We start from the raw sequence: 1,221 nt of genomic DNA on the forward strand, positions 1-1,221 counted from the left end.
GTGCCGGCCCCGCCACAGGTAGCCGCCGGCGGCGAGGGTGGCCACCCCGATCAGCGCGAACAGCATCCGGTAGTCCAGGAAGCCGACGAGCAGGGCGCCCGCGCCGATGGAGAACGCCTGCGGGCCGCTGATCACCGCCTCGGTGGCCGCGGCGACCCGACCGACCAGCCCGGGTGGGGTACGCCGCTGGATCAGCGTGTGCAGGCCCACCATGGTCAGCGGGAGCGACACGCCGGCCAGCAGCACCGCCGCGAAGCCGAGGCGGAGATCGGGGTACGCGAGCGCGAGCGCGGCCGGCCCGAAGAGCGCGACCCCGGTGGCCAGCGTGCCGACCTCACCGAGTCGACGGACCACCGCCGGTGAGCAGAGCCCGCCCAGCAGCCCTCCCACGCCCTGCACGGTGACCAGCACGCCGACGAACGCGGGGTCCCGGCCCAGTCCCTCATCGACGTAGGCGAAGATGAGCGACTCGCTGAAACCCATCACCAGCGATCCCAACCCGTACCCGAACAGGGCCCGGCGCAGGGCCGGCTCACCGGCCAGGTGCCGCAGCCCGGCGCCCAGCTCGGCCGGCCAGCGCAGGCGCACCGTCGGCGGCGGGGGATGCGGGGTGGGCAGCGCGCTCACCACCGCGGCCGCGGTCAGGAAGCCGACCATGCCGATCCCGGCCAGCGCCCAGCCGCCGATCGCCGCGTAGAGCGCCGCCCCGGCCAGCGGACCGATCAGCCGCAGCCCCTGGCGTACGGTCTGGAGCACCCCGTTCGCCTCGGCCAGCAACTCCACCGGGACCAGTTGCCGGATCAGCCCGCTGAGCGCCGCGCTGAGCGTGATGTACGACAGGCCGTACAGCGCGGCCACCAGGTAGACGATCCAGACGTCACCGGCGTCCCGGACGGTGAACAGCGGGGTGAGCAGCACCGCGGTGACGAGGTTCGCGGCCACGAAGAAGGGTCGGCGCGGGTAGCGGTCGACGAACCAGCCGACCAGGGGCGCCAGCGTCATAGGCGCGATGACGGCGAAGATCGTGGCGCCGGCGAGCCCGTCGGAGCCGGTGAGGTCCTTGACCCAGATGGCCAGCGCGAGCAGCAGGATCGACTCGGCGGTCATGCTCGCCAGCAGGCCGACGAAGAGCAGGCGGAAGTCGGGTCGGCGCAGGACGGTGCGCATGGAGTCCCTCCGGCGGGATGGCGCGCCCGGGGTGGGCGGGGCATCCCGCCGGAG

General features: G+C 74.0%; 1 protein-coding gene. It reads right to left on the reverse strand.

Annotated elements, in window-relative coordinates; translation table 11 throughout:
* The coding region (locus FHG89_RS00050; protein WP_139581802.1) for an MFS transporter at window positions 1-1,167 on the reverse strand (1,167 nt) is incomplete at its 3' end.
* Between the last annotated feature and the right edge of the window lie 54 nt (window positions 1,168-1,221).

It is taken from the genome of Micromonospora orduensis, from assembly GCF_006228125.1.
GTDB classification, from domain to species: domain Bacteria; phylum Actinomycetota; class Actinomycetes; order Mycobacteriales; family Micromonosporaceae; genus Micromonospora; species Micromonospora orduensis.